The sequence below is a fragment of the Mangrovibacter phragmitis genome, from assembly GCF_040429585.1.
GTDB lineage: Bacteria > Pseudomonadota > Gammaproteobacteria > Enterobacterales > Enterobacteriaceae > Mangrovibacter > Mangrovibacter phragmitis.
Genome location: NZ_CP134782.1, coordinates 2,493,943 through 2,517,123 on the forward strand (window position 1 = coordinate 2,493,943; position 23,181 = coordinate 2,517,123).

Genomic DNA, 23,181 nt, shown 5'->3' on the forward strand with positions numbered 1-23,181 from the left:
TCTGGGTCATGAGCGGACATGACTATCGATAATATGTAATTTTCACCGAAGAGCAGAACATACCCCGTTGACACCATGCAATGAATGATCTGATACACAGGCGAAAAATTGATAAGCTATTTTCAGTAAAAGTAACAAATCTTGTTTCTGCTTTGGAAAGTTGAAACACTAATGATTAAAAAGATATTGATTGCATAAAACCTCACGGCATCCGGGTTCCTGTGAGCGACCTACATTAACAAAGGCTAATATGAAACAAATTACGTTCAGTGATCTACAAGAACAAAGCGAACAGGCTGAAAATTCCCCTCGCTTACGTGCCCATCGTAATCTCCACCCTGAATTGAGCGATCCTGTTCAGCGCCTGGCTATCGCTATGGAACCGGGTACCTATGTTCGCCCTCACCGCCACCCGCACACGTTTGAGCTGCTGACATCCCTCATCGGACGCTTTTTGGTATTGAATTTTGATGATGAAGGCAACGTGACCCACCGCGTTGTGCTAGGTGAAGACTGCAAGGTGCTGGAAATGGATGCAGGGACCTGGCATGCAGTGTTGTCGATGGATAAAGGAGGCGTTATTTTTGAGGTAAAACACGGGGGTTACCAGCCAGTATCTGAGCAAGATATGGCCCCATGGGCACCCGCCGAAAACGAGCCGGGAACGGCTGAGTTGATGAAATGGTATGCACTGGCGCAAGTGGGTGATGGTGGTTTTACCCTGTAATTTTTGCTTTGAACGGAGTGCTTTTACATGACTTTTTCAAAAAACACCACTGTATGGCCGAAAATGCAGAGGCACTGGTGATCTGTAAAGGATAACGACAAGGACCAAATGGGTGCCGCAATGACTGCGGATAACATGGTACTTAACCTGTTTAATGCGGGTAGCAGTGCAAGAGCAGTAACTGTATGCCCGCCGGTAAGTTGAATCGACACGGCATCGGTAGTCATCTTTTTAGCGCCAACTTCCGCTTCATCGCTCAGAGCGGCCCCCGGGTTCCTACAGGTGGTTCGCTCCGTGCCAGAAACGGCTGTTAATGATATAGATAAACCATCCTCGCGGCATTCTCGCCAGGAAAGGTGGACAGATGAGCCGTAAAAAACACAGTGCTGAGATATTTCCGGCTCCCTGCTCACCAGGGAGTTCTGCCGTCAGGCCCCATAAACTCTCCTGATTCATTCCCTTCCAGCGCATATTTAACCGGCAGCTTCGCCCCCTCGCCTGGCGTCATTGTTCCGTAGCCCGTGAGGTCCGTTTTCACAAACCCTGGACTGACGGAATTAACTCTTATGGCAGTGCCCTTCAGTTCCTCGCTCAGTTGAACGGTAAGCATATTCAGAGCGGCCCTGGAGGCATTGTAGCCAATAAATTGTGAGGAATAATATGTGGAGGCCGGGTCACCGTTAAGCGTAAGCGAACCTAAAGAGCTCGACACGTTGACTATCCGGGCAGCAGGTGCGGCCCGTAGCAGCGGCAGCATTGCCTGGGTGACTGCAAGGGTCGCAATAAAATTCGTTTCCATCACATGACGGACTGCCTCGATGGAAGCCTTGCCCGGGGGACCATCTGCATGATCAAATACACCAGCGTTGTTTACCAGAATGTCCAGCCTGTCAAATTCAGCTTTAATCAATGAAGTCGCAGCGGCAATGCTGTCATGCCGGGTGATATCGAGTTCACAAGGTTGCACGGACAAGCCCTGAGTCTTCAGCACTTCTGCAGCCGCGTTACCCCCGCGCCCCCATGATAACAATCACTCCAGCCTGCGCCAGCTGACGTGCAATCTCAAAACCAATGCCTTTATTAGCTCCGGTAACCAGAGCGATGCGTTGCTCATTCATCGATTATTTCCTCCGTATGCGGTAAGGAGATAATATATGAAGTATCATTCAGCTTTGGAATTCGCTTTTGACTACATCCAGCCACACCTCCCTGAAGCCCCGCAGAATGCCGCGTCAGGCCCGTGCAACAGTGACGATGGACGCCATTTTTGAAGCCACCATTCAGCTTCTGGTAGCGGACGGCATACATCGTCTCACCACCACTCGCGTCGCCGAGCGGGCAGGCGTGTCCGTAGGAACGATGTATCAGTACTTTCCCCACAAAGAATCCCTGGTTTATGCCCTCAATGAACGCTATTTAGCAGCGCTTGCCGACAGGATTGAAATTACCTGTCGGAACCATCGTGGCGCGAAGGTTGGCGCCATGATTGAGGCATTAATCACAACACACCGAAAGCGTGCTCCGGCAGCTCATCATCATGTGCAACGCCTATCTGGATACCTTCAGGACCCGTTAAAATACCCTTCTGCGGAAATGGCACCGGATCCGGTAAGCCGGGCGCCAATGCGGGCGGCTTTCATACTGCATTCTGGACACACGGAAAATCAGTAACATATGAAATAAAAGCGAAAGGTGACATGCTCAGCATACATGGCTGCAATAAATGCTGTCCGCTCCGTGCCAGAAGCTAACCTTGCAAAGATCATTGTTTCAATAAGCAGATAACGGGTTAGACCATGTGGACGTCATTGACCGCGCTCCATCAACTCTAGCGTCTGTCCATCGGGGCTTTGTAAATATATCACTCTGGTTCCCTGCATGGGGCCTGATAAGACTGTCTGAGGTTTACCTGGTGTTTTCCAGCCATACTCCGATACTTTGCTCAAGAGCGTATCAAGATCCTCAACTATAAACGCAAGGTGAGCATAGCCAGGGATGTAGGGTGCTGAGGGTTCTTCTGGCTGTTTAATGTTATCGTATTGCAGTAATTCAATTTTGATACCAGCCAGCTCAAGCAACGCCATTCGTACATCAGCCCCTCTTGCGCCTGTGACTTCATCAATGATTGGCCCAGACATTTTCCCTTCGCGTAATAACTCCCCTCCAAGAATATGAGTCCAGAAGAATAATGACTCTTCAATGTTTTTAACTGAAAAACCGACGTGGTCCGCTTTTTTTATCATGAAATTACCTGCTGAGTTTCAACAAATGAGCACCAGACTATCTGAAATCTCTACTTTAATACTTCACGATAGGTGCGGGATTAATTTACTCATTAAAACATATAGTTAAGCCTTGTCTGAATGATATATTTATGATTATCCACCGTGAGAGCTATGCACGTTAACTAATCCCTGTGGAAAAAATACGCGACTGCGTTGACCTGCTCACCATTGATTAATAATCCGCGATGTTAGCAATGCCTGCTCCTCGCTCACAGCTACCCGTCATGCCAGCTCAAAAAACAGGCTTAACGTAGGATATTTAATGAGATGGTCACTCCCTCCTTCCCGGTACTATGCTGAGGACAGGCTTTCATTCGGAGAACTATCATGGAAAACATTGCGCTCATTGGTATCGATCTGGGTAAAAACTCTTTCCATATTCATTGCCAGGATCGTCGCGGGAAGGCTGTTTACCGTAAAAAATTTACCCGGCCAAAGTTGATCGAATTTTTGGCGACATGCCCCGCTACAACCATCGCAATGGAAGCCTGTGGCGGTTCTCACTTTATGGCACGCAAGTTGGAAGAGTTGGGGCATTCCCCAAAGCTGATATCACCACAATTTGTCCGCCCGTTCGTTAAAAGCAATAAAAACGACTTTGTCGACGCCGAAGCTATTTGTGAAGCTGCATCGCGTCCGTCTATGCGTTTTGTGCAGCCCAGAACGGAATCTCAGCAGGCAATGCGGGCTCTGCATCGTGTCCGTGAATCCCTGGTTCAGGATAAGGTAAAAACAACCAATCAAATGCATGCTTTTCTGCTGGAATTTGGCATTAGCGTTCCCCGAGGAGCTGCCGTTATTAGCCGACTGAGTACCATTCTTGAGGACAATAGTTTGCCTCTTTACCTCAGCCAGTTATTGCTGAAATTACAACAGCATTATCACTATCTTGTTGAGCAGATTAAAGATTTGGAATCCCAGTTGAAACGAAAGTTGGACGAAGATGAGGTTGGACAGCGCTTGCTGAGCATTCCCTGCGTCGGAACACTGACAGCGAGTACTATTTCAACTGAGATTGGCGACGGGAAGCAGTACGCCAGCAGCCGTGACTTTGCGGCGGCAACAGGGCTTGTACCTCGGCAGTACAGCACGGGAGGTAGGACGACATTGCTGGGAATTAGTAAGCGAGGTAATAAAAAGATCCGAACTTTGTTGGTTCAATGTGCCAGGGTATTCATACAAAAACTGGAACACCAGTCTGGAAAATTGGCCGATTGGGTCAGGGATTTACTGTGCCGGAAAAGCAACTTTGTCGTCACTTGTGCTCTGGCAAACAAGCTGGCCAGAATAGCCTGGGCCCTAACGGCACGACAGCAAACTTATGTAGCATAACGGCAGAAATACACCGGTTTAAAGAATTACTGATCTGGTTTTGCGAATACTGATATTGATGATACTAACGGCCCACCGGCCTGTTGAGGAACCTGTAAAACGGAAAGGCTCATTGAAGCCGTATATTTTCTGGAGGTTCATCAGGCGCGGAACTCATCAAGGCGCGGGAATAAAATCCCATTCAGACGCCGGATAGATTCAAGCAAGCCAACTTGTCGTCAAAATCGGTGTTGCAAAAACGGGAGTGACCATAGATTCCGTTTTCCAGGCGGACCGCATATATTCACTCAGCAAGACATTCGGAACATGCGGCAGTGGTTCCTGGACTTGCGTGAGCAAGGTTCGTTTAATTGCCCGCTCCACTGTGTATAAAATTCTGGAAGACGAAAAGGTCACATAAAATATTTATTTTCATAAAATGATGTATTTGATAAATAATGATTTTTGTATATTAAAAACCGTTTTTGGAGAATGAGAACAAATTACCTTATGATTCTTTTCGATGTAGCTCAATCGTAAAATCATAGTAATCATTCAGGCACCATGTCCGGGTGTATTCCACCGGCTTATCTTCATGAGTGAAGCCTGTGCGGGTTACCAACAGGAGTGGTTCATGCTCCCCGATGTTCAGATAGTGTGACAGTTTACTGTCCACTGGCACTGCGCGGAAGCGCTGACTCGCCCGCAGCACTGGAGCGCCTTTCTTCTCCAGATGCAGGTACAACGACTCATCCAGTTCGCTGATTTTATCCAGCAGAGCGGCAGGTAAAATCGCTGTCTGAAGGGAAACGGCAATACCGTTAATCTTCCGCAGTCGGGTTAGCTCCACAACCTCACTTTTACCATCTGTCAGTTGCAGGGCACGACGCTCTTCCGGCGCAGATGCCCGACGCTGATACCCGACCAGTTCGCTTTGTGCTTCCCCACCACTGGCAACGGCCATTTCACTGAAACTTTCCAATAACGGCAGAGATTGACGTACATGTGGAGCAACAAATGTACCAGAACCCTGATTACGCACGAGAACGCCCTCTTCCAGCAGTTGCTGCAATGCTTTACGGGCTGTGCCTCGCGCAATGTTCAACGTCTCTACCAGTGTCCGTTCTGACGGCAAAATGTCACCAGGATGCAGTCGACCTTCCGCTACGGCTAACTTAATGGCATTAACCAGTTGCATATACAGCGGCATCGCGCTGGATTCATCAAGATGAAATTCGGGGTGCGGAGTTTTTTTCATCGTTCCTCTTAGCAGGTTATATCTGGTTCAATCTCTGTGTACCAATTCTTAACCAGTGAACGTCCATTGTCATCCTGGAAATCACTCACAGAAGAAAAATGAAGCCCGTCAGGTCACAAAACAGCTATCTATCAGTAGGTCTTTTTAGCCAAAAAACATTATGGTTTATAAATGGTACATAAATGGTTTATTGTCTCATACAAGAAATGAACAACGACTACTGAGGTAAATTTATGCAGGGGAATTTTTTCGTCATCATGCAGCACCGGGGCAAGGCACTGATGCTGCCTATTGCTGTATTACCCGTCGCCGGGTTGCTGCTACGTCCTGGGCAGCCCGATGTTTTCAATATTGTATTTGTAACAAAAGCAGGGCAAACGCTGTTTGACAACTTACCACTACTGTTTGCCATAGGTATCAGTGGGGGTTTTGCAAAAGACAATCACTGTGCTGTCAGCCTGGCAGTCGCAAACATGGACATGATTCAAGAGCCAGAACTCAGGAAACTCGGTGCCATGGGCGTTGTAAAACGCGGAGATACCGGGCTACAGGGCATTGTTGGAACCCGGGCAGAAATTATCGCGGGTGAAATCAGTGAACTGGTTAATCAGCAAGGAGGCGCTCAATGACCAATAAACGCCTGCTGGACTGCTGTGCTTCCGATTTTGTATCGATGGATAAGGCCAGGCTTCTGTACGCTATTCGTGCCAGTGAAGGCCGTGTTATAGTTAGCGAATCCATCGCGATTACCCAGCCATTACTGAACAATGTCACGAATGCCGAACTTGCTGCATCACAAGGCGCAGATATTTTACTGATTAATATGTTTGACAGTGAAAATCCGTATATTCAGGGATTACCCGCAGGTATTGCACCAGAACAAACGCTGCATGAACTGCAACGCCTGACAGGCCGTATCATTGGTGTGAACCTGGAGGCCGTAGACCCTGAATTTGCTGTTGCTCATGACGATATCTGGAAAATGAAATCAGGGCGGGCAGCAACGGCTGACAATGCCCGTAAGTTGGTTAATATGGGCGCAAAAATTCTGGTGCTGACAGGTAATCCTAATAACGGGGTCAGCAATTGCGCTCTGGGGTTGGCTGCAAGAGATATTCGCGAGGCAGTTGGGGATGTTGCCGTGATTATTACCGGAAAAATGCACGGTGCTGGAGTGGTGCATGAAAGTGGCAGCAGCATTATCAGCGAGGAGGATGTTATCTGGTTTGCCTCTCAAGGCGCAGACATTGTGCTGATCCCGGCTCCAGGCACGATACCCGGAATGAGTCAGCAGCGTGTGACATCGCTTATAGATACCGCACATGCTCATGGTGCACTGGCGATGACTGCTATTGGCACGTCTCAGGAAGGTGCTGATATCAGCACTATTCGTCAAATAGCGTTAATGAGCAAAATGGCGGGGGCTGATCTGCACCATATTGGTGATACCGGCTATATGGGGATGGCACTACCGGAGAACATCCTGGCTTATAGTATTGCCATTCGCGGAGTCAGGCATACATACACCCGCATTGCACGTTCGATTTATCGCTAAACGTGAATTAATGGGATTACGCCGCATCTAATCCGGGAAGGTTAAACCCTCCCGGACTCAACGTATAAGCTATTTAAAAACAAAGAATTACTCTCTTAGTGTACGTTTTCGTTCCACTGGACCTCAAACCCCGAGATGGCCGAAAAAGGTAAGTGGGACCCGGACCAGGTCATGTTTATGGCTGTGGCCATCGAACGTCCGGAAACACCACCCTGTAATCACGTATAAATGACAACCAGGGTGAGTGACCGGGTATCTGTGATAACTGCCAACTTTTCTCCCCTCCAACTTCATACATACCCGGTCACTTCCCCTATAGGGCATTTCCAGGGAATTTGACCTTCATCGATAACCTAAATGCGACACCTCGAAAGCGATAGCCGCTGACACAAATTCAATCAAAATTCCGCGCTCCAAACTGCCCCCTTGCTGAAGGCTTAAAATTAAAACGAACGTTTTTTGTGCATTCCTATGCAAGAAATGCATGTAAAAAATATTTATCTCTATTTAACAGTGTGTTGAGCTCATCGATAATTAACAATAAAAAAACATTTGTTCGTTTTGTTTTGATAATGTAGATTTATTACGAACAGGAGGTGTTGTATGAGAATCATTGATTCACAGGAACATGATGAGTTAACTCAGATTGCGCTTTTTTGGACCGCATCCTGGAAATATCCACAGTGGATTGCGGTGAAAGACTCCAACCATGAGATCAGTTATGGCGAGCAGAGAGACTGGATGCTCAGAATTGTTCAGTTCCTGAAGGATGAAGGTGTTCACGCTGGTGACCGGTTTGCAATAGAGCCGCCACCTGGCTTCGGGTTAATTGCCTCTATTCTGGCGGTTCAGTTCATTGATGCTGCTTATGTACCGCTGGATCGTAATGCACCAGTAGCGCGTAATAGTCTGATACTGAATGATTCTCAGCCTCGCATGATTATCAATGAGAGCGGGCATTCAAACTTTGCCGGCTTTCAGGCGAAAAGCCTATACCAGATGCTGTGGTATCTGTTATTACGGATTCATTACTGAATGCGGCCTCTTGATGTTAGTAATCAGCTATCAGGCTATGGCGAATTACTTCTCTGTGGCACTCAAGTCACTCCAGGATACATGAACCAGAATAATGAGACCAATGGTGAATTTATTTTAGCTGAGAAAAATAATATTACCGAGCGGTATTATTGTACAGGGGATCTTGTTAACTATGATTTCTCAGGTTAGTTAGTTTATATGGGCCGTTGCGATAAGCAGGTAAAAATAAATGGTTATCGTATCTAAATTGGCGAGATTGAGTCTGTGCTTGCAAGGTGCGAATCTATTATCGAAATTTCCGTCATAACGTCTCATTCAGAAAACCCAGGCCATCATTTGGTTTGTTATTTTGCTTCAGCTGAAAATAAAGAAGCTGTTATTAAACAGCCACATAAATCGGCGAAGGAGTTACTGCCATTGCACTTAATGAGCGGGTGCGAAATGAATTCAATTTAACGTTATCCATGGAGCGTCTGTATAACAGCACGCACTTCCCTTGTTTTATAAAATAAGGATTATCGTTATGCAACAAAATCAGTGTTATCTGGAAGACACTTATCGCTTTAATATATTAAGCGATGTCATTGCTACCGGTGCTGATGAAGGAGGGCAATGGATTGCCCTGCAGGATAATATTTTTCATCCGCAGGGAGGCGGGCAGCCCGCAGATCTCGGGTGGGTTAACGACATCCCAGTGGTGGTAAAAAAACAGGAGTCAGGTTTAGTGGTCCTTTATCCGCAGTCTCCTTTTGCACCGCCGGTAGAAACAAAGGTTTCTTCAGCTGTATCGGCAGATGCCCGCGCTTACCATGCCGCACTGCATACTGCCGGGCATTTATTGAATTTGGAAATGCGTCAGTTCGGGTGGATGGCTGTCCGGGGGCACCATTTCCCCGGTGAGTCGCGGGTGGAATTTAGCGCCATTGATCCTTCAGTCGTTCCTGCCGATCGCCTGGATGCGACTGAAATTGAGCGCATTATTTGCCAGCGTGTGCAGAAGGGGGCGGAAATCCGTAGTTGGTTCGAGGGTTCTACCCGGCTATGTCAGATTAACCAGTCAGAGGCTATACCTTGTGCCGGGACGCACACGGATGATCTGGCAAAAATTAGCTCATTTAGCATTAAAGCGATAAAGTTTAAAAAGGGTACGCTACGGATAAGCTATGATGCCGGGCATATCCCGCTAAAGGCATGTCATGTCTAATTATTCTGTTCTTGCGCCACGCAGCCAACTTTGGATAATTGACCTGGGATTAGTGACCGTTGCCCTCTCATGGGGGGCCAGTTATTCCTTGATGCAGCTTATTATTCACGCAGGGGTAACCGTACCCTTGTTTTTAATGCTGAGGTTCGCGCTGGCTGTTCCCTTTATGTTTGTTGGCACTCGTGTCAGATTAAACAGCTTCACTCGTGGTGAAGTGGTTAATGGGATTGTGTTTGGTGTGCTTCTGTATGCGATTCTGACACTTGAAACGTTTGGCGTTAAACACACCTCTGCTGCTAATGCGGGTTTCCTGATTGCATTATCGGTGGTGTTAGTTCCCTTTTTTGAACGTTTTATCGGCAGGAGAAAACAAAGCAAATTCATCTATTTCACCTGTTTTATGTCTCTGGCAGGCGGCGGCATGTTAAGCTTTACGGCCAATGGTAATATTGAGTTCAATCAAGGCGATATTCTTATCTTATCGGCTGCGGTGATTCGCGGTTTTCAGATATTTATGTTTGGTCGGCAGACCACTGGTAAGGATTACTCGCTAATCAATATTACATTGACTGAATTACTGGTTGTCGCTGCCCTTGGGCTGGTTACTATTGTGCTGACCGAACCAACAGCGTTGCAATATATTCCTGAAATATCTCTTTCGACATGGGGGTTGATTCTCTTCCTGAGTCTGCTGGCGACGGCATTTGCATTCCTGATGCAATTATATGCTGCTAAAACTACCAGTCCGACGCGCGTCGGGTTGATCCTGTCTCTCGAGCCGGCCTTTGCAGCTATGTTTGCCATCACCATCATGGGTGAAACCCTGGGTTTGCTGCAGGCAATAGGGGGCGGGGTCATTATATGTGCGGCTCTGTTGGGGCGTATTGCTGAAGGGAAGCGCTATGAATGAACTGTCACATATAACTATGTTTCATCATGCCGGAGGGAATGCTGCCGCTCTTAATGTGCTGGAAAAGTATTTTTCAAACTTCAATGTGAGTAAGTTTGAAATGCCTGGCCGTGGACGTCGACGTCAGGAGGCGTTGCTAACTGATGTCAATTTGGTGATTAAGGATTTTTTCCACAATTGCCGCGCCATTGCCCGATAATTTTTATGGGGCATAGTCTCGGCGCCTGTATCGCTTATGTGATGGCAAAAACATACCGTTTCTATGATACCCGACAGAAAAGTATGCTCGGGGTGATTGGGAACGAGCCAATCCATTGCCGTAAATTTTTTGATTTTACTGAATCCAGTGAAATAGCAAAAGATTCATTACTTAATTTTGCTAATCATCTCGGGCAATTATTATTTCCTTCTCCACCGGAACGATGGCAAAAATGCACTCTCCAGCCATTCAGGCTGGAGAATATCTCTGGAGGGCATTTTATTTCAGAGGTACAGGCTCATGAGATTAGCGTTCTAACAATACATTTTATACGGGAGAATAAGGTCTTTAATATTTAAATAGCGTAGACAGGAGAAGGATAAGACAGTAATTCCGCTAACCTGCCGAATTAACCTTGGGTACTGTAAGACATGATAACCGTCGCACTTACTGCATCATCTGCACAAATATAGGCATGTTTAACATCACCGGAAAAGGCATAAAAATCCCCGGGCTGAAGAATGATGCTTTCACTGTCAGATATTTTCATAAGTAATGTGCCAAGGTGGACGATGATATGTTCATGCGTCCCGGAAACATGAGCTGGGCTTTTGATGACCACACCTTTTTTCATTTGCAAGTGCCATATTTCGGTGATATTCCCCTGGCCGATGCGAAACTTCATTACCTGGGAATAATCACCTTTGTAGTCAGCATTTTTTTCAATATATGGATAGCGCTCGTTATTATTACCGAGCAGATCGCCTAATGTAAGTCTTAGTGCGCTGGCGATAGAATCCAGCGTATCTACGCGAGGATTAGAACCGCCTGATTCTAGCGTGGACAGCGTAGCTTTGGAGACACCGGAAAGTTTTGCCAGCTCATTAAGTGAAAGATTTCGAGCTATTCGTAACTTTTTTACGTTGTTGCCAATGTTGGTGTAGGTTTTTTTTAAGCGTTCTTCCTGTTGCTCATTACTCATTTTTTAATCTTCACTGTCGGGATAAATTAGTAGCATATTAACATTTAAGGAAGAAAATGGCTTTAAAAGTGACATATGGATTTAAACGCAGGTTATCAGTCTGATTTTTCTCATTTGTCAATGTATCAGAGGTTGAAATGTTACCGAATGACTGCATTAAAATTATGGTTTCTGGCATGTTATTGCTTGTAATGCCCGCCCCAACCAATACTCTACTCCTTTTCTCAGGGCACGCCAGTGGCATCAGGCCAAGTATAAAAATGATCATTGCAGAATGGGGGGATACTTTTGTGCAATCACCTTTAGGGGCATTATTGTGAGTATTTTAGCTCAACATGGCACGTTTTTACTCGGTATTATTAAATTATTATCAGCATTCTATGTTGCCTGGCTGGCCGTTAAAGTCTGGGGATTTTCATTACAGACATTGTCACACGGGTAACAGTGACAGGATAAAAAGGTATATTAATGGTTGCAGAACGGGTTATCTGTTTCAGTAGCAACCACCTCAGCAGCGGGAAGATCAATCAGATGAAAATGGCAAATATCCCTTTTGGGGTAACAAACTGGGAAAACATAGCACCAAAAACCCACGATGGCGAACAAGGCCAGGCTATATGGCGAACAGCAACGTTTGATGGCATCCGGGTAAGGATGGTTGAATATTCACCCGGGTATATTGCAGACCACTGGTGCTCTAAAGGCCATATTCTGTTGTGCCTTGAAGGTGAACTACAGACTGAACTTGATGACGGACGCACCTTTACTCTCACGCCTGGAGTCAGTTACCAGGTTGCGGATGGTGCAGAGGCACACCGCTCGTCCACGGTATCCGGTGCAAAGTTGTTCATTGTTGACTGACTTCGCCAACAGTTCAATGCCTGCGTAACTTACCACCAGCGGCTCCTCACCAAAGGTGAACATACAGGTTCTGTATGTTCACCTGTAAGCAACGTTTCGGGTCACCCTCCTGACACTGGCAAAAATAACGGTTAACGCGTCAGTTGCTGGAGTGTGGTTAATTGAGCAACGGCTTCCTGCATGGCATCCATTCCTTTTGCCACCACTTTCAGGCGCTCCAGGCTTTGGGCGACATTATCTTTTTCATGGCTGTTTTGCTCACTCATATGGGCAATCTGGTCTGCCGCGTGAATGCTCTGGTCTGCCATATGTTGGGTTGCTGATACCGTCTCCCGGGTAACCTGGCGTATGCGACCAATGGTTTCAACAGATTCGCCAATACTTTGTGCGGTTGCCGTTGCCTGTTCTTTGGCTTTGTGAGCAAGACGGCGCACCTCTTCTGCGACCACAGCAAACCCTCTTCCCGCTTCACCGGCCCGGGCGGCTTCAACGGCTGCATTCAGCGCCAACAGATTGGTCTGGTCTGCAATACTGCGAATCCCCCCGGTAATTTTGGTTATCTCCTCTGATATCGATTCCAGTGACTGCAACCCGTCTTCCAGGCGTTTTTGCGCCTGCTGGGTTTCACCGGCAGAGGTACTCATGGACCGAATGCTATTCTGGGCAACCTCCAGGGCATCACTTTGCCGGTGTGTGGCATCTTCCAGCAGAGGTAACGCCGAAAGTAACGGGCTGAGTTCCTGCTGGTAGTTAATCACCTGGTCAATAACCCGCGACTGTAAACGGTGTAAAGCTTCCCAGCGCCGTAAAGTGCGTTGTGCGTAATGCGCAGCATAAGCCGCATACTCCACAGGGAAATGGCGCATTGCATGGTTGTCTTTATCAAAAAACACCAGGGCTGAGAGTGTCTGGTTAATGGGTACCCCGAGTATTTCGCCAAAGCTTGAGAACCCGGCTGCTGGCAGGTTGCCAAAAAAACGCGCGGCAGGGAGTTGCGCCTTATTACCTACACGGCGCAATACGCAGTCGTTGAGGATCATGCCGGAAGGCGAACCATATTCGGCAACAAACGCCTGCCAGTCTCTTTGGGTGTGGCTGATAAAATCGGTCGCTTTCAGTAAATAGAGCCGGTCACCAAACTCAAGGTCACAGAAAAAGTGAATACTGTCCTGGGTGATTTGCGCCACCGAGCGAATAAAAAAGTCATCACCTACTTTCACACCAAAGGTGTAACCTTCCAACCCGCTAGCGAGAGCATCCGGCGCACAGCCAAGTTGGCTGGCAAGATAAGGCACAACGGGGTGTTCATGCCCTGTGTCGTCAAACACTGAAGAAACAGTACGGGCAACAGGGTCGGCATGGGCAATCAGCCAACTACTGCGGGTTGGCTCAAAATTCTGGCTTTTAAAGGGAGCGAAAGATTTCCCTTCTGCAATACGGCAAAACACCACCACAGCCTGGCCTTGCAGAACCTGGCCTTTACTGCCAATCCAGGTGCCACTGAAATCCAGCTTACCACCAGCAGAACCACCGATGGCAAGGCAGGGAAAGCGCCCGGCTTTATACCAGGCCTGCATCAGGAAACCTTCAGATGCCGATAAACCATCGCAATAAACCAGAGCAAAAGTATTCTCTGCAGAAAGCGGAATATTAACCTGCAACGCACTCAGTTCGCGCGAAATGGCATCAACGCGGGTGGCAACGGTATGGGTATCACTGGCATGCAGGTTCACATGGTGTACTTCATGTTCCTTAACCAGCGTTTGAGGTAAAAACAACCAACTGCCTTCCAGCCCTTCTTCGTCGGCATATAAACACTGTTTTTGCTGGCACAATGTTCCAGTGGAAGAAAGCACCAGCACACTGCGTGCGGGGGTACCAAAACGTTGCCAGGCTTCACTCACCTGGCGGAAGTTCGCCTGAGGTGGAACAAACACCATTAATATGCCGCCTTTATCAGGCACACCGGCCTGGCGCAACGACGCTGGTAATTTTTGGCAATTAAACACCCCGCTGACTGGGTGAGCCCCCGTTAATGCACGGGCTGGTGCGGATACAAAAGAAGATAATATTCCCATAGCGGCCTCATCGTTTTTTATTGAACCAGGAAACCCGCGTTATCAGGAGGAGAAGTGCAATCTGTCACTGTTATTATCGCCAATATGTAACCGTCTTTAAGCAAAATGTTATATGAATATTGTCAGTTGTGGTAAGGATCGCAGTTTCATGCAACGGCCAGGAGAAAATTTGACACAAGGAAAGCAAACCATGCGCAGCCTCTCTTTTCTTCTTATAGTGACGCTCTGACTTTGTTTCAGCTATCAGAGGTAGGCTCTATACCACTGAAGTATAAGCTGTTTTACAGTGAGACCTGCATCACAATCTTTTCTTTCTGGTACGTTATAAATAGTGCCATTCAGGTATGACTTTATTACCTGCGTATCAGGGGATTTAAGGGGTTAATAAGTTCTACAAGCTGTCTGTCAACTTATTCTTTCGTTCAGTGGTTGTAGTGGTCGTCGCTGTTACTACTGTGTTGTTGATATAGATGTTGTGATTACTGTCGTTGTTCGTTGTTCGTTAATCTGTTGCGGTAAAAAGTAATAACCGTAGTCTCTGAGTTATGTCATGTCATTTCGTTAAAGCTGTCGTGTTAAGCCGTTTCGTTGAAGTCGTATTATCTGTGAAATTGGGTTGTACCCGCTGTAACCAAAAAAGGCACCTGCTTTTGCAGGCGCCTTTTTTATACTCAAAATACAACAGGGGCAGGCTGAAACAGAACAACCAACACACCCGTCATTTAAAGAGTGAAGAACAGAACACTTACTACGCTGTAGCAGACTCTGTATGCTGCGCCCCACGCACACGCCACAACACCACCCAACGTTGCAATGCCGAAACCAGAATTACCGCACCCAGCACCACCATAATGACAGAAATCACCCCGTTGAACAGGTTGTAACCTTTTGCTGCCGGGTTGAAATAAACATATTTCACCATCCAGTACGCGGCATAGTTTACAGTGACATACAGATACGCCAGCGGAACCAGGCAGGTAAGGATGTAAATACGTTTTTCAGACAAGCGCAGAATAATCGTCGCACCAATAATCAGGCCAATTGACGCCATTAACTGGTTAGAAACCCCGAACAGCGCCCAGACAGAGTTGATATCCCCGGAGTTCAGTAAATACCCCCATAACGCACAGGCAACAACACTACAACCAATAGCACCAGGTACCCAGGTGGTGCGTTTTAACGGTGGCCAGATATCTCCCAGAAAATCCTGTAGCAAATAACGGGCTACGCGCGTTCCGGAGTCAACGGCAGTCAGAATAAACACCGCTTCAAACATCACCACAAACTGGAAGAAGTACGATGCAAGGTGGCTGAACCAGGGAACCCGGGTAAAGATATCGGCCATCCCAACCGCCAGCGTCACCGCCCCACCCGTGCGGCCATACAGATCCAGGCCAATTTCCTGGCTCAGTTTCGGCAGATTAACAACATCCATTCCCAGGCCAGCAAATGTGGCGGGAGCTGAGTTAATTGCAAAATAATCGGCCGGATGTAACGCTGTTGCGGCAATCAGCGCCATTACGCCAACAACGCATTCCGCACACATGGCACCAAAAGCAACAGGTAAAATATCATTCCATTTATCAATCTGTTTTGGTGTGGTGCCTGATCCAATAAAGGCATGGAAACCTGAAATCGCCCCGCAAGCAATGGTGATAGAGATAAACGGCCATACCGGGCCTGCCAGCACCGGGCCATTACCGCTGATAAACGAAGTCACAGCCGGGAACTGAATTTCCGGGTTAATAAACACCACACCAATAACCAGCGCGCCAAATACCCCAATTTTCATGAAACTGGAGAGATAGCCGCGCGGGGTCAGTAACATCCATACGGGTAATGCTGTGGCGAAAAACGCGTAGCAAGGCAACACCAGGCTCACTGTGGTTGTTTTCAGGCTCAGCCACTCGCCAAATGCAGATTCCTGAATATAAGGCCCGGCCACCACACAGGCAAAAATCACCGCAATCCCTACCCAGGTTGCTGCCCGCATATTACCGGTATAGCGTTCCCATAAGCCAACACCAATCGCCACAGGAATTGTCATAAAGACGGCGAAGGTGCCCCAGGGGTTACGCTCCAGCGCATGAACCACCACCATTGACAAACCCGCCATCGTAATGGTGATGATAAATAACATTGCCAGCCCGGTACACCAGCCAGCAACCGGCCCCAGTTCGGCTTTCGCCACCTCGGATAAAGATTTACCCTGGTGTTTCATTGATGCGAATAACACAACCGTATCGTGAACCGCGCCGCCCACAACACAGCCTACCAGTAGCCATAAAAAACCCGGAAAATACCCGTATTGTGCCGCTAAAACCGGGCCAACCAAGGGGCCAGCGGCAGCGATTGCCGCAAAATGGCTACCAAAGTTGACCCATTTTTTTGTAGGTACGTAATCTTTTCCGTCTTCCAGCAAATGCGACGGTGTGACCTCACTGTTATCTGTATTCAGCACTTTACGGACGAAAAACACGCCGTACAACCGGTAACAGATAGCGAGGACGCACAGCGTTGCAATAACAAAAGTCAATGCATGTGACATAGCCCAACTCCAAAGGTAAAGAAGTTCATGGCTATCTTTTCACAAGGAAAGTTGGCAACGGAGAGGTTTACCAGCGAGCGGTTATAACCGGATTTAAGTGGCGCTATAGCGTGCTGAGCGGTGAAGCGCGGTTGAGTAACAAAGCGCCAGGAGCGAACCCGCCACAGGGAAAATCCATTACAGGTTCACGCCATCAGGCCTTCAGGCCAAGCGCCACTTTCAGGTTTTTCAGGTAGCGACGGCTGACGGGCACACTTTGCCCGTCACGCAGTAATAACTCCGCCTGTCCGCCTTCATCAAAACGGATCTCTTTCAGGTGCGCCATATTGACCAGATATTGCCGGTGGCAACGCAACAGCGGTGTGCGGGTTTCCAGAGTACGTAACGTCAGCTCAGTAAACCCTTCTTCACCGTGGGCACTGGTCACAAATACGCCGCTCAGGCGGCTGTTGACATAACTGACATCTTCAACCGGTAACAGATAAATACGGCTGTGTCCGGTACAGGGGATATAACGCAGATTTTCACTGACCAGAGGGAGTAATTCCGTATCCTGCTCAGTGCGTTCGTGGCGCAAACGGTGCAAGGTTTTTGCCAGACGGCGGGCCTCAACTGGTTTAAGCAAATAATCAAAAGCATGTTCTTCAAAGGCCTGTACTGCATATTCGTCCCAGGCGGTAAGAAACACAATCCATGGGCGTTTTACCGGGTCGAGCATGCCCACCATTTCCAGGCCACTGATGCGCGGCATTTGAATATCCAGAAATACCACATCCGGGTGATCCCGGTGTACGGTGCCAATCCCTTCCACTGCATTGCTGCACTCACCAATCACCTGAATGTCGCTTTCCTGTTCCAGCATAGCGCGCAAGTTTTCCCGTGCCAAAGGTTCATCATCCACAATCAATACAGTAATCATGGCATTTCCTCCAGCGGCAGACGCAGTGTTACCCGGGTAAAACATTCTGGCTGGCACTCCACCTGAATGCCACAGGCGTCTCCGTATCGCGCCCGCAGGCGTTTATCAACCAACGTCATTCCCAACCCCTGAGCATCTTGCCGGGGTTGATATAACCCGGCGTTATCTTCAATAGTGAGCACCAGCCATTTATCCTGGCTGCTGGCGTTAATAACTATCTCCCCAGTGCCCAGTAACTGCGAGGTGCCATGTTTAATGGCGTTTTCGACAATAGGTTGCAGCGTAAATGCTGGCAGGTGTTGCAGGCTCAGGCTCTCCTGCAAGCTAAGCTGTACATGCAACCGCGACTGAAAACGAGCCTGCTCTATTTGCAGGTAAGCATTCACATGGTCCATTTCATCGGCCAGGGTGACAACTTCCGCCGGGCGCTTGAGGTTTTTACGAAAAAAGGTGGATAAGTACTGCACCAGTTCGCAGGCCTGGTCTTTATCACGGCGAATCACCGCCACCAGGGTGTTAAGTGCATTAAATAAAAAATGGGGGTTAACCTGGGCATGCAGCAGTTTGATTTCAGACTGGGTGAGCAGCTGTTTTTGGCGCTCATACTGACCGGCAAGAATTTGCGCCGAGAACAGGCGGGCAATGCCTTCACCCAGTGTGCGGTTAATGGAGCTGAATAAACGGTTTTTAACTTCGTAGAGCTTAATGGTGCCCACCACTTTGCCATTTTCGCCATGGAGGGGAATCACCAGGGTGGAGCCCAGTTTACAGCGTGTGTCCAGCGAACAACGGTAAGGAACTGCATTGCCATCGGCATAGACTACTTCACCGGTTTCAATCGCCCGTAATGTCAGTTCTGAGGAAATAGGCCTGCCCGGCAGGTGATGGTCGTCACCCGTGCCGGTAAACGCCAGCAGTTTCTCGCAATCTGTAATGGCAACTGCACTGATATCCAGTTCCTGGTAGAGCACATGCGCCACCCGCATGCTGTTTTCCTGGTTAAAACCGTTGCGCAGTATACCTTCAGTCAGAGCAGCCACTTTCAGTGCGGTAGTGGAAAATGCAGAGGTATATTTCTCCAGCATGGCGCGTTTATCCAGCAGAATACGCATGAACATAGCGGACCCCACAGTGTTGGTAACCACCATTGGTGCGGCAATGCTCTCCACCAGATGCAGTGCTTCGTTATACGGGCGGGCAATCAGCAAAATAATCCCCATCTGGAGCACTTCGGCAACAAAGGTGGTTGCCCCCGCCGTTATTGGGTTAAACAACAGGTCTGCACGCCCACGATTAACCAGAATACGGTGCATCAGGCCACCCAGCAGCCCTTCAACAATGGTGGATATCATGCAACTGAATGCCGTCATACCGCCCATGGCATAACGGTGTAAACCGCCTGTCAGCCCCACCAGGCCGCCAACCAGCGGCCCACCCAACAGGCCCCCCATCACCGCACCAATCGCCCGGGTATTGGCAATAGAATCTTCAATATGCAGCCCAAAATAGGTGCCCATAATGCAGAAAAAGGAAAAGGTGACGTAGCAAAGTAATTTGTGCGGTAAACGGACCGTAACCTGGGTTAACGGAATAAACAGGCGGGTTTTACTCATTAACCAGGCAATAACCAGGTAGACACACATTTGCTGGAGTAACAGCAGAACAAGATTGAACTCGTACATATACGCCCGCAGAAGTCATCAGAATGAGGACGGCTACCTTAGCGCTTAGCGGGTTCGCTTTCTTTGAAGGCTTTCAACTATTTTTGATTTGGCAGAATAAAATGCAGTAAACCATAACTTAGTTGCATGCAGGCCGCTAAAAAAGGGCCCGCATGCAACGGACAGCTAACTACCGGTGCGGCATTACACCGCGCGGAAGGCGATATCCTCAGGAATAACTTCACCCTGCCAGTACATCTGGGCGGCAACACGGCCAGCCAGTTGACGGTAGATAGTGGTGAACTCACTTTCCGGGCGACTAATAACAGTTGGTGTGCCACGGTCCAGGTCTTCACGCAGAGTAATATGCAACGGCAATTGCCCCAATAATGTGGTGTGGTATTGTTGAGCAAGTTTTTCAGCACCACCGGTACCGAAGATGGGCTCATGGTGACCACACTGGCTGCAAATATGCATGCTCATGTTTTCAACCACACCCAGCACTGGTACTTCAACTTTCTCAAACATCACAATGCCTTTGCGGGCATCAATCAGGGCGATATCCTGAGGTGTGGTGACCACCACGGCTCCGGTAACCGGGATATTTTGCGCCAGCGTCAACTGGATATCCCCCGTACCAGGCGGCATATCCAGCACCAGATAGTCGAGATCCGGCCACAAAGTTTCCTGCAGTAGTTGCATCAGGGCTTTACTGGCCATTGGGCCGCGCCACACCATGGCGTTGTCATCAGTAACCAGGTAACCAATTGAATTGGTCGCCAGGCCATGAGCCATAACCGGTGCCATATGGGTGCCATCAGGGGAACTGGGGCGTTCGGCTTCTGCGCCCAACATGGTGGGAACAGATGGCCCATAGATATCGGCATCCAGAATCCCTACTTTTGCCCCTTCTGCCGCCAGCGCCAGCGCCAGGTTCACCGCAGTGGACGATTTACCCACCCCGCCTTTGCCCGAACTGACCGCAATAATGTTCTTAACACCATTAATGCCGGGATGATTTTTCACCCGCTTCATGGTGGCAATATGGTGCGTCAACTTCCAGTCCACCGCTTTCGCGCCGGTAATACGCAACAGGTCTGCGCTGCATTGCTCTTTCAGTTCTTCAAATGCACTGGCCCAGGCAAATGGCATCTGCAATTCAATATGCAGCGTGTCATCAAGCCAGGTGACATGGCGCAATGCTTTCAGCGCTGTCAGATTATGTTTAAGCGTTGGGTGCTGAAAATTAGCCAGCGTCCCGGCCACCATAGCTCGCATGGCTTCAGGGGACTTAACCTGGGATTGAGAGTTCATCCCGACTCCTTTGCTTTATTCTTGTGATGTGAACCGGCAGGCCGCAAAAGCACTGCACAATGGCCTAAGCATACCAGAACTCCAGCCTGCTCCGGGTAGTGGTGTAAAAATTTCTCATACATTTGCATGCAGCTGCGCATTTGTCTGTTCAATCTGTGTTCTGTTGCGCTTTTATCCCCGTGCGGTTACGGAAAGTCGCCGTTTCACCCTTACCAAACGCCTCCCTTTCGGGTAACATCGAAGCCCCTTTTTACAACTAAAGATGTAATTGTCACTATGGCTCAAGTCGCTAAAAAAATTCTGGTAACGTGTGCGCTGCCGTACGCTAACGGCTCCATTCACCTGGGTCACATGCTGGAGCATATCCAGGCTGATATCTGGGTTCGTTACCAGCGAATGCGCGGCCACCAGGTCAATTTCATCTGCGCGGACGATGCGCACGGCACTCCCATCATGCTCAAAGCGCAACAGCTGGGTATCAGCCCGGAGCAGATGATTGCCGAAATGAGTCAGGAACATCAGACCGATTTCGCCGGTTTTAATATCAGCTATGACAACTACCACTCCACACACAGTGATGAAAACCGTGAATTGTCGCAGTTGATTTACACCCGTCTGAAAGAAAACGGCTTTATTAAAAACCGCACCATTTCTCAACTGTATGACCCGGAAAAAGGGATGTTCCTGCCGGACCGTTTTGTGAAAGGCACCTGCCCGAAATGTAAATCACCGGATCAGTACGGCGATAACTGCGAAGTGTGCGGCGCAACTTACAGCCCGACGGAGCTTATCGACCCGAAATCGGCGGTTTCTGGCGCCACGCCAGTCATGCGCGAATCAGAACACTTCTTCTTTGACCTGCCTGCTTTCAGCGAAATGCTGAGTGCCTGGACCCGCTCTGGCGCATTACAGGAACAAGTGGCGAATAAAATGCAGGAGTGGTTCGATGCCGGGCTGCAGCAGTGGGATATCTCACGGGATGCGCCTTACTTCGGCTTCGAAATTCCTGATGATCCGGGCAAGTATTTCTACGTGTGGCTGGATGCGCCTATTGGTTATATGGGTTCATTCAAGAACCTGTGCGACAAACGTGGTGACCTGAACTTCGACGACTGGTGGAATAAAGACGCCGATTCCGAGCTGTATCACTTTATCGGTAAAGATATTGTCTACTTCCACAGCCTGTTCTGGCCTGCCATGCTGGAAGGTAGCGGTTACCGCAAACCAACCAACTTGTTTGTGCACGGTTATGTCACGGTAAATGGCGCGAAAATGTCCAAGTCACGCGGTACATTTATTAAAGCGAGCACCTGGCTTAACCATTTCGATGCCGACAGCCTGCGCTATTACTACGCAGCGAAACTCTCTTCCCGTATTGATGACATCGACCTGAACCTGGAAGATTTCGTGCAGCGTGTTAACGCTGATATCGTCAACAAAGTGGTTAACCTGGCGTCGCGTAACGCTGGTTTTATCGCTAAACGTTTCGGCGGACAACTGGCTGAAAACCTTGCTGACCCGGTGCTGTTCAAAACCTTTACGGACGCGGCTCAAACCATTGGCGACGCATGGGAAAGCCGTGAATATGGCCGGGCCATTCGCGAAATTATGGCGCTGGCCGACCAGGCTAACCGCTATGTCGATGAGCAGGCGCCCTGGGTGGTGGCAAAACAGGAAGGCCGTGATGCAGACTTACAGGCAATTTGCTCCATGGGTATTAACCTGTTCCGGGTGCTGATGACCTACCTGAAACCGGTGCTGCCGGTACTGGCAGAGCGTGCAGAAGCCTTCCTGAACACTACGCTGAATTGGGATGAAGTGGCGACACCATTGCTGGCTCACCAGGTGAACAACTTCAAAGCGCTGTATAACCGTATTGATATGAAACAAGTGGAAGCACTGGTGGAAGACTCCAGACAGGAAACCGCACCGGCTAAAGTAGTGACCGGACCGCTGGCAGATGACCCGATTCAGGACACCATCACGTTTGATGACTTTGCTAAAGTCGATATGCGTATTGCGCTTATCCAGAACGCGGAGTTTGTTGACGGCTCCGATAAACTGCTGCGCCTGACACTGGATCTCGGCGGTGAAACCCGCAATGTCTTCTCTGGTATCCGTTCAGCTTACCCGGACCCGCAGGTACTGACTGGTCGCCTGACCGTTATGGTTGCCAACCTGGCACCACGCAAAATGCGCTTTGGCGTATCTGAAGGCATGGTGATGGCCGCAGGCCCTGGTGGGAAAGATATTTTCCTGTTAAGCCCGGACAGCGGTGCCCAGCCAGGCCAACAGGTAAAATAAGCAACCCAGTTAATCAGTGCCGGGCAG

General features: G+C 48.7%; 21 protein-coding genes. 11 read left to right on the top strand and 10 right to left on the bottom strand.

The window, feature by feature from the left end; genetic code table 11:
- The first annotated feature begins 250 nt into the window (after window positions 1-250).
- Window positions 251-727, top strand: coding sequence for a WbuC family cupin fold metalloprotein (locus MPHASIOC01_RS12040; RefSeq protein ID WP_353614721.1), 477 nt, complete (start codon window positions 251-253; stop codon window positions 725-727).
- A gap of 409 nt (window positions 728-1,136) precedes the next feature.
- Here MPHASIOC01_RS12040 and MPHASIOC01_RS12045 read toward each other — a convergent pair whose 3' ends face one another.
- Both MPHASIOC01_RS12045 and MPHASIOC01_RS12050 read right to left on the bottom strand, forming a co-directional pair.
- The gene (locus tag MPHASIOC01_RS12045) at window positions 1,137-1,718 is read right to left on the bottom strand and encodes an SDR family NAD(P)-dependent oxidoreductase (RefSeq protein ID WP_353614722.1); all 582 of its coding nucleotides are present in this window, start codon (window positions 1,716-1,718) and stop codon (window positions 1,137-1,139) included.
- A 13-nt stretch (window positions 1,719-1,731) separates the two neighbouring features.
- On the bottom strand, window positions 1,732-1,845 hold the full coding sequence (locus tag MPHASIOC01_RS12050) for an SDR family NAD(P)-dependent oxidoreductase (RefSeq protein WP_353614723.1): 114 nt from the start codon (window positions 1,843-1,845) through the stop codon (window positions 1,732-1,734).
- Window positions 1,846-1,912: 67 nt separating this feature from the next.
- Here MPHASIOC01_RS12050 and MPHASIOC01_RS12055 point away from each other — a divergent pair, with 67 nt between their 5' ends.
- A complete protein-coding gene (locus tag MPHASIOC01_RS12055) occupies window positions 1,913-2,398 on the top strand; it encodes a TetR/AcrR family transcriptional regulator (RefSeq protein WP_353614724.1) in 486 nt (161 codons plus the stop codon).
- A 134-nt stretch (window positions 2,399-2,532) separates the two neighbouring features.
- On the opposite strand, the gene MPHASIOC01_RS12060 is transcribed toward MPHASIOC01_RS12055, so the two are convergent.
- Entirely contained in the window at window positions 2,533-2,970 is a 438-nt protein-coding gene (locus tag MPHASIOC01_RS12060; protein WP_353614725.1) for a VOC family protein, read from the bottom strand.
- 369 nt (window positions 2,971-3,339) lie between these two features.
- On the opposite strand from MPHASIOC01_RS12060, the gene MPHASIOC01_RS12065 reads away from it, so the two are divergent.
- Window positions 3,340-4,344 carry an IS110-like element IS4321 family transposase gene (locus tag MPHASIOC01_RS12065; RefSeq protein ID WP_000427623.1) on the top strand — a complete coding sequence of 335 codons (1,005 nt, stop codon included), beginning with the start codon at window positions 3,340-3,342 and terminating at the stop codon, window positions 4,342-4,344.
- 487 nt (window positions 4,345-4,831) lie between these two features.
- Here MPHASIOC01_RS12065 and MPHASIOC01_RS12070 read toward each other — a convergent pair whose 3' ends face one another.
- A complete protein-coding gene (locus MPHASIOC01_RS12070; RefSeq protein ID WP_353614726.1) occupies window positions 4,832-5,581 on the bottom strand; it encodes a GntR family transcriptional regulator in 750 nt (249 codons plus the stop codon).
- Window positions 5,582-5,814: 233 nt separating this feature from the next.
- On the opposite strand from MPHASIOC01_RS12070, the gene MPHASIOC01_RS12075 reads away from it, so the two are divergent.
- The 6 genes from MPHASIOC01_RS12075 to MPHASIOC01_RS12100 all read left to right on the top strand — a co-directional run bounded on the left by MPHASIOC01_RS12075 (window position 5,815) and on the right by MPHASIOC01_RS12100 (window position 10,487).
- Window positions 5,815-6,210: a PTS transporter subunit EIIC gene (locus tag MPHASIOC01_RS12075; protein ID WP_353614727.1), complete on the top strand. Its 396-nt coding sequence runs from the start codon at window positions 5,815-5,817 to the stop codon at window positions 6,208-6,210.
- On the top strand, window positions 6,207-7,136 hold the full coding sequence (locus MPHASIOC01_RS12080; protein WP_353614728.1) for a haloacid dehalogenase-like hydrolase: 930 nt from the start codon (window positions 6,207-6,209) through the stop codon (window positions 7,134-7,136). Before MPHASIOC01_RS12075 ends, MPHASIOC01_RS12080 begins: the two co-directional genes overlap by 4 nt.
- A 603-nt stretch (window positions 7,137-7,739) precedes the next feature.
- Window positions 7,740-8,171, top strand: coding sequence for an AMP-binding protein (locus tag MPHASIOC01_RS12085; protein ID WP_353614729.1), 432 nt, complete (start codon window positions 7,740-7,742; stop codon window positions 8,169-8,171).
- A 526-nt stretch (window positions 8,172-8,697) separates the two neighbouring features.
- Window positions 8,698-9,378 (top strand): hypothetical protein, encoded by a 681-nt coding sequence (locus tag MPHASIOC01_RS12090; RefSeq protein WP_353614730.1) that lies wholly within the window; start codon window positions 8,698-8,700, stop codon window positions 9,376-9,378.
- Entirely contained in the window at window positions 9,371-10,288 is a 918-nt protein-coding gene (locus tag MPHASIOC01_RS12095) for a DMT family transporter (protein WP_353614731.1), read from the top strand. Before MPHASIOC01_RS12090 ends, MPHASIOC01_RS12095 begins: the two co-directional genes overlap by 8 nt.
- Window positions 10,281-10,487 carry a hypothetical protein gene (locus tag MPHASIOC01_RS12100; protein WP_353614732.1) on the top strand — a complete coding sequence of 69 codons (207 nt, stop codon included), beginning with the start codon at window positions 10,281-10,283 and terminating at the stop codon, window positions 10,485-10,487. The genes MPHASIOC01_RS12095 and MPHASIOC01_RS12100 overlap by 8 nt, the downstream gene beginning before the upstream one ends.
- Window positions 10,488-10,896: 409 nt before the next feature.
- Here MPHASIOC01_RS12100 and MPHASIOC01_RS12105 read toward each other — a convergent pair whose 3' ends face one another.
- Window positions 10,897-11,469 (bottom strand): XRE family transcriptional regulator, encoded by a 573-nt coding sequence (locus MPHASIOC01_RS12105; RefSeq protein ID WP_353614733.1) that lies wholly within the window; start codon window positions 11,467-11,469, stop codon window positions 10,897-10,899.
- Window positions 11,470-12,000: 531 nt separating this feature from the next.
- On the opposite strand from MPHASIOC01_RS12105, the gene MPHASIOC01_RS12110 reads away from it, so the two are divergent.
- Entirely contained in the window at window positions 12,001-12,330 is a 330-nt protein-coding gene (locus MPHASIOC01_RS12110; RefSeq protein WP_353614939.1) for a DHCW motif cupin fold protein, read from the top strand.
- A gap of 131 nt (window positions 12,331-12,461) precedes the next feature.
- On the opposite strand, the gene MPHASIOC01_RS12115 is transcribed toward MPHASIOC01_RS12110, so the two are convergent.
- From MPHASIOC01_RS12115 to apbC, 5 genes are all read right to left on the bottom strand, one after another.
- Complete coding sequence (locus MPHASIOC01_RS12115; protein WP_064595542.1) at window positions 12,462-14,339, bottom strand: methyl-accepting chemotaxis protein; 1,878 nt, start codon at window positions 14,337-14,339, stop codon at window positions 12,462-12,464.
- An 817-nt stretch (window positions 14,340-15,156) separates the two neighbouring features.
- Window positions 15,157-16,956, bottom strand: coding sequence for a carbon starvation protein A (locus MPHASIOC01_RS12120; RefSeq protein ID WP_064594958.1), 1,800 nt, complete (start codon window positions 16,954-16,956; stop codon window positions 15,157-15,159).
- A 193-nt stretch (window positions 16,957-17,149) separates the two neighbouring features.
- Window positions 17,150-17,875: a two-component system response regulator BtsR gene (gene btsR, locus MPHASIOC01_RS12125; protein ID WP_064594960.1), complete on the bottom strand. Its 726-nt coding sequence runs from the start codon at window positions 17,873-17,875 to the stop codon at window positions 17,150-17,152.
- Entirely contained in the window at window positions 17,872-19,557 is a 1,686-nt protein-coding gene (locus MPHASIOC01_RS12130) for a sensor histidine kinase (protein WP_064594962.1), read from the bottom strand. The genes btsR and MPHASIOC01_RS12130 overlap by 4 nt, the downstream gene beginning before the upstream one ends.
- Window positions 19,558-19,740: 183 nt before the next feature.
- A complete protein-coding gene (gene apbC, locus MPHASIOC01_RS12135; protein WP_064594964.1) occupies window positions 19,741-20,850 on the bottom strand; it encodes an iron-sulfur cluster carrier protein ApbC in 1,110 nt (369 codons plus the stop codon).
- Between the two features lie 276 nt (window positions 20,851-21,126).
- Between apbC and metG the strand changes: the two genes are divergently transcribed.
- On the top strand, window positions 21,127-23,154 hold the full coding sequence (gene metG / locus MPHASIOC01_RS12140) for a methionine--tRNA ligase (RefSeq protein WP_353614734.1): 2,028 nt from the start codon (window positions 21,127-21,129) through the stop codon (window positions 23,152-23,154).
- Window positions 23,155-23,181: the final 27 nt, after the last annotated feature.

Excerpts from the sequence above, each read along its gene's own strand:
- MPHASIOC01_RS12040 (WP_353614721.1), top strand. The coding sequence starts at position 251 with ATGAAACAAATTACGTTCAGTGATCTACAAGAACAAAGCGAACAGGCT.
- MPHASIOC01_RS12050 (WP_353614723.1), bottom strand. The coding sequence starts at position 1,845 with ATGAATGAGCAACGCATCGCTCTGGTTACCGGAGCTAATAAAGGCATT.
- MPHASIOC01_RS12060 (WP_353614725.1), bottom strand. The coding sequence starts at position 2,970 with ATGATAAAAAAAGCGGACCACGTCGGTTTTTCAGTTAAAAACATTGAA.
- MPHASIOC01_RS12065 (WP_000427623.1), top strand. The coding sequence starts at position 3,340 with ATGGAAAACATTGCGCTCATTGGTATCGATCTGGGTAAAAACTCTTTC.
- MPHASIOC01_RS12070 (WP_353614726.1), bottom strand. The coding sequence starts at position 5,581 with ATGAAAAAAACTCCGCACCCCGAATTTCATCTTGATGAATCCAGCGCG.
- MPHASIOC01_RS12075 (WP_353614727.1), top strand. The coding sequence starts at position 5,815 with ATGCAGGGGAATTTTTTCGTCATCATGCAGCACCGGGGCAAGGCACTG.
- MPHASIOC01_RS12080 (WP_353614728.1), top strand. The coding sequence starts at position 6,207 with ATGACCAATAAACGCCTGCTGGACTGCTGTGCTTCCGATTTTGTATCG.
- MPHASIOC01_RS12085 (WP_353614729.1), top strand. The coding sequence starts at position 7,740 with ATGAGAATCATTGATTCACAGGAACATGATGAGTTAACTCAGATTGCG.
- MPHASIOC01_RS12090 (WP_353614730.1), top strand. The coding sequence starts at position 8,698 with ATGCAACAAAATCAGTGTTATCTGGAAGACACTTATCGCTTTAATATA.
- MPHASIOC01_RS12095 (WP_353614731.1), top strand. The coding sequence starts at position 9,371 with ATGTCTAATTATTCTGTTCTTGCGCCACGCAGCCAACTTTGGATAATT.
- MPHASIOC01_RS12100 (WP_353614732.1), top strand. The coding sequence starts at position 10,281 with ATGAATGAACTGTCACATATAACTATGTTTCATCATGCCGGAGGGAAT.
- MPHASIOC01_RS12105 (WP_353614733.1), bottom strand. The coding sequence starts at position 11,469 with ATGAGTAATGAGCAACAGGAAGAACGCTTAAAAAAAACCTACACCAAC.
- MPHASIOC01_RS12110 (WP_353614939.1), top strand. The coding sequence starts at position 12,001 with ATGAAAATGGCAAATATCCCTTTTGGGGTAACAAACTGGGAAAACATA.
- MPHASIOC01_RS12120 (WP_064594958.1), bottom strand. The coding sequence starts at position 16,956 with ATGTCACATGCATTGACTTTTGTTATTGCAACGCTGTGCGTCCTCGCT.
- btsR (WP_064594960.1), bottom strand. The coding sequence starts at position 17,875 with ATGATTACTGTATTGATTGTGGATGATGAACCTTTGGCACGGGAAAAC.
- MPHASIOC01_RS12130 (WP_064594962.1), bottom strand. The coding sequence starts at position 19,557 with ATGTACGAGTTCAATCTTGTTCTGCTGTTACTCCAGCAAATGTGTGTC.
- apbC (WP_064594964.1), bottom strand. The coding sequence starts at position 20,850 with ATGAACTCTCAATCCCAGGTTAAGTCCCCTGAAGCCATGCGAGCTATG.
- metG (WP_353614734.1), top strand. The coding sequence starts at position 21,127 with ATGGCTCAAGTCGCTAAAAAAATTCTGGTAACGTGTGCGCTGCCGTAC.